5 protein-coding genes are annotated in these 4,593 nt (G+C 74.0%); all 5 read left to right on the plus strand.

Annotated elements, in window-relative coordinates; all coding sequences use genetic code 11:
• Nucleotides 1–579, plus strand: a 579-nt coding sequence (locus IE245_RS37455; protein WP_373305445.1) for an FAD-dependent oxidoreductase, incomplete at its 5' end; no start/stop codon positions are given.
• Nucleotides 576–1,355: a DUF1365 domain-containing protein gene (locus tag IE245_RS33030; protein WP_189954449.1), complete on the plus strand. Its 780-nt coding sequence runs from the start codon at nucleotides 576–578 to the stop codon at nucleotides 1,353–1,355. The genes IE245_RS37455 and IE245_RS33030, both read left to right, overlap by 4 nt.
• Complete coding sequence (locus IE245_RS33035) at nucleotides 1,352–2,686, plus strand: SAM-dependent methyltransferase (RefSeq protein WP_189954451.1); 1,335 nt, start codon at nucleotides 1,352–1,354, stop codon at nucleotides 2,684–2,686. Before IE245_RS33030 ends, IE245_RS33035 begins: the two co-directional genes overlap by 4 nt.
• Entirely contained in the window at nucleotides 2,683–3,969 is a 1,287-nt protein-coding gene (locus IE245_RS33040; RefSeq protein ID WP_189954453.1) for a class I SAM-dependent methyltransferase, read from the plus strand. The genes IE245_RS33035 and IE245_RS33040 overlap by 4 nt, the downstream gene beginning before the upstream one ends.
• A partial coding sequence (locus IE245_RS33045; RefSeq protein ID WP_229851900.1) for a DUF1295 domain-containing protein occupies nucleotides 3,966–4,593 on the plus strand: 628 nt, incomplete at its 3' end. The genes IE245_RS33040 and IE245_RS33045, both read left to right, overlap by 4 nt.

A 4,593-nucleotide genomic window follows, 5' to 3' on the forward strand; every position in this document is an offset into this window, starting at 1 on the left:
ATCCGCACCTCCAGCCCGGTCGACGCCGTCCGGCGCACGGGCCGAGGCGCCCTCGTCACCACCGGCGACGGCGCCACCGACGCGTACGACGCCGTGGTCATCGCCACGCACCCCGACCAGGCGCTGCGCATGCTCGCGGACCCCACCGCCGACGAGAAGCGGCTCCTGGGCGCCTTCACGTACTCGCGCAACCCCACCGTGCTGCACACCGACACCTCCCTCCTGCCCCGCTCTCCGAAGGCGCGCGCCAGCTGGAACTACCGCATGACCGGCTGCGAGCCCTCCACCGCACCCGTACACGTCAGCTACGACATGGAGCGCCTCCAGCGCCTGCCCGCAGGCTCCGGCTACGTCGTCACGCTGGGCGGTGACACCGGCATCGCCCCGGACCGGGTCGTGGAACGGATGGTCTACGAGCACCCCGTCTACACGCCCGCGTCGGTCGCGGCGCAGAAGGAACTGCCCCGTCTCAACACCGGTGTGACCGCGTACGCGGGCGCCTGGCACGGCTGGGGGTTCCACGAGGACGGCTGCCGCTCCGGTGTCGAGGCAGCCCGGTCCCTGGGGGTGGACTGGTGACCCGCACCGAAGGAGACGTCATATCCGCGGGCCCCCTGGGCGCGGAGCCCGTCGCGGCGCTGTACGACTGCGTGATCACGCACGTCCGCCGCACGCCGCTGCACCACACGCTGCGGCACCGCACCTACCTGTGGTGCGTGGACCTCGACCACCTGCCAGTGCTGCCCCGGCCACTGCGTCCGCTCGCCCGTTTCGACGCCCGCGACCACTTCGCCGGCACCGCCGACTCCCTCCGCGCCGGGCTCGACGCCTTCCTCGCCGCGCACGACATCGACCTGGGCGGCGGGCGGGTGGTGATGCTGGCGCACGCCCGGGTCTTCGGGTACGTCTTCAACCCGCTGAGCGTGTTCTGGTGCCGCGATGCCTCCGGCTCCCTGGTGTGCGTGGTCGCGGAGGTCCACAACACCTACGGTCAGCGCCACTGCTACCTGCTGCGGACGGACGATGCGGACGAGGCCGTGGCGGACAAAACCTTCTACGTCTCGCCGTTCTTCGCGGTCGACGGCCGCTACCGGATGCGCCTGCCGCTGCCCGGGGAGCGCCTGGCCCTGACCGTCCACCTGGAGAACGACGACGGCAGGGCGTTCACCGCGGTCGTCCGCGGCCGCCGCCGGCCCGCCACCGTGCCCGCGCTGCTGGCCGCGGCCGCGCGCAGACCCTGGTCCACCGCCGCGGTCTCGGCCGGCATCCGCCGCCACGGCGTCCACCTGCTGCTGCGCGGACTCCCCGTGCACCCACGTCCCCGTTCCGCCCCGCAGAAAGGCACGCTGTCGTGACCCGCCCCGCCCTCACCTCCGAAAGCCGCTCCCGGCTCGCCGGCCGCACCCTCGACGTCCCCGAGCAGACGCCGCCGGGCGGCCCCGCGACCGCTGCGCCCCTCAGCCGTGCGGACGTCGACGCCGACCACTGGCCGGACGTGGTCCGGATCCCCTCGGCCGGCCCTGCCCGGACCGCCGTCGCCCGGTACCTGGTGAGCCGGGCCCTGGACAAGTTGTCCCTGACCGGTCCTCCGGCCGGTACGCGTCCTTCGGCGGTGGGCCCGCACCTGACGCTCCACGACTCCGATGCCTTTTACCAGCGCATCGGGCGTGACGGGCTGATCGGCTTCGGCGAGTCCTACCTGGCCGGCGAATGGGACAGCGACGACCTGGCTGGCGTCCTGACCGTCCTCGCCGCCCACGCCGACGAGCTGGTGCCCGCTCCGCTGCGCCGGCTCCGGGGCCTGTGGGTGTCGGCCCGCCCCGTCGCCGACCGGAACACCCGCGACGGGGCCCGCGCCAACATCCAGCGCCACTACGACCTCTCCAACGACCTGTTCGCCACGTTCCTCGACGCCACCTTCACGTACTCGTCGGCGGTCTTCACCGGGTTCCCCGCCCGCTTCGAGTCCCTCGCCTCCGCGCAGCACCGCAAGATCGACAGGCTTCTGGACCTCGCCGGCGTCGGCGAGGGCACCCGGCTGCTGGAGATCGGCACCGGCTGGGGCGAACTCGCCCTGCGGGCCGCCGCCCGCGGCGCGCGAGTCACCACCCTGACCCTCTCCGCCGAGCAGGCGGCCCTGGCCCGCGAGCGGATCGCGGCGGCCGGACTCGCCGACCGGGTGGACGTCCAGCTGCGCGACTACCGCGACGCGGAAGGGCGGTACGACGCCGTGATCAGTGTCGAGATGATCGAAGCGGTCGGCGCGGAGTACTGGCCCGCCTACTTCAGGGCCCTGCGCCGCGCGCTCGCGCCCGGCGGCAGGATCGCCCTGCAGGCCATCACCATGGGCCACCGGCAGATGCTGCACACCGCCGCCACCCACACCTTCATCAGCAAGTACGTCTTCCCCGGCGGTCTGATCCCCTCCCGCGAGGCCATCGCCGCGCACTCGGCCGCCGCCGGTCTGCGCACGGTCGCCGACGACGGCTTCGGCGAGCACTACGCCGAGACCCTGCGCCTGTGGCGGGAACGGTTCGCCGCCCACCGCCCCGCCGTCACCGGCCTCGGCTTCGACCCGGTCTTCCAGCGCATGTGGGAGTTCTACCTCGCCTACTCGGAAGCCGGATTCCGCTCCCGCTACCTCGACGTCCGCCAGCTCCTCCTCACCGAAGGAACCCCCCGATGAAGTCCGCCGCCGACCGACTCGCCCGACTCCTCGGCCACTTCCTCCCGGGGCCGCTCCCCGTGCGCGTCCGGGCCTGGGACGGCAGCCAGACGGGCCCCGCCGACGCGCCCCTGGTGGTCCTCCGCTCGCCCGACGCGCTGCGCCGCCTTGTGTGGCAACCGGGCGAGCTCGGCGTGGCCGAGGCGTACGTCACCGGCGACCTGGACGTCGAGGGCGACCTCGCCGACGCCCTCTCCCGAGCCGGCCGCAGCGTCCGCGACCGGCCCGCGACACGCCCCGGTCCGGCGGGCATGGCCGCGGCCACCGCCCTCGCCGTACGCCTCGGTGCCGTCGGACCGCCCCCGAAGCGGCCCGACGGGCGGGCCCGCCTGACCGGCGGCCTGCACAGCGTCGCGCGGGACCGGGCGGGCATCAGCCATCACTACGACCTCTCCAACGACTTCTACGCCCTCCTCCTCGACGAGACGATGGCGTACTCCTGCGGCTACTGGACCCGGCCCGGCGATCCGGCCTACACCCTGGCCGACGCGCAGCGCGACAAACTCGACCTGATCTGCCGCAAACTCGGCTTGGGCCCCGGGGACCGGCTGCTCGACGTCGGCTGCGGCTGGGGCTCCCTCACCGTCCACGCGGCGCGCGCGCACAAGGCCCGCGTCACCGCGGTCACCCTGTCCCGCGCCCAGCACGAGTTCGTCACCGCGCGGGCCGCACGCGAGGGGGTGTCCGACCTCGTGGACGTCCAGCTGCGGCACTGGCGCGACATCGACGGCGGCGGCTACGACGCGGCCGCGGCCGTCGAGATGGGCGAACACGTCGGCGACGCCGAGTACCCCGCCTTCGCCGCCAAGCTCCACGACGTGCTGCGTCCCGGAGGCCGGCTCCTGATCCAGCAGATGTCCCGCGGCTCCCACGCACCCGGCGGAGGCGCCTTCATCGAGACGTACATCGCCCCCGACATGCACATGCGCCCCGTCGGCCGCACCGTGGACATCCTGGAGACCGCCGGCCTGGAGGCCCGCTCCGTCGAATCGCTCCGCGAGCACTACACGACGACCATCGACGCCTGGCGCTCCACCCTCGAACAGCGCTGGAGCGACGTCGAGGCCCTCGTCGGAACGACCACCGCCCGCGTCTGGCGCCTCTATCTGGCCGGCGCGTCGCTCGCCTTCTCCGAACGCCGCATGGGCGTCGACCAGATCCTCGCCGTACGCCCCACCCGCGAAGGGGCGTCGGCCATGCCGGCGACCCCCGCCGCCTGGTACGCCGAGGAGGGGCCGGCGTGACCGGAACCGACTGGGGCGCCCTCGGCGTCAACCTCGCCGCCGCCGCGGCGACGGCCGGGGCGGTGCTCCTCGCCACCTTCGCGATCGCCGTGCGCCGCGGACTGCACCGCCTCGTCGACATCGCCTGGGGACTCGCCTTCGCCGCCGTCGCCGCCGTCACCTGGCTGCTCTCCGCCGGCCACGGCGACGACGGCCGACGCCTGCTCGTCGCCGCGGCGACCCTCCTGTGGGGGCTGCGGCTGGCCGCCCACATCGCCCACCGCTCCCGCGGACACGGTGAGGACCCCCGCTACACCGCCCTCCTCGACAAGGCGCCCGGAAACCGGACCCTGTACGCGCTGCGCATCGTCTACCTCGGCCAGGCGGCCCTCGTCTGGCTGATCTCCCTCCCCGTCCAGGCCGCCTCCTACAGCTCCGCGCCCCTGGACGCCCTCGCGTACTGCGGGCTCGCGCTGTGGGCGACCGGTCTCGTCTTCGAGGCCGTCGGCGACCACCAGCTGGCCCGCTTCAAGGCGGACCCCGCCAACCGGGGACGGATCATGGACCAGGGCCTGTGGGCCTGGACCCGGCACCCCAACTACTTCGGCGACAGCCTCGTCTGGTGGGGCCTGTACCTCCTCGCCT

It is taken from the genome of Streptomyces roseolus, from assembly GCF_014649855.1.
Lineage (GTDB): Bacteria > Actinomycetota > Actinomycetes > Streptomycetales > Streptomycetaceae > Streptomyces > Streptomyces roseolus.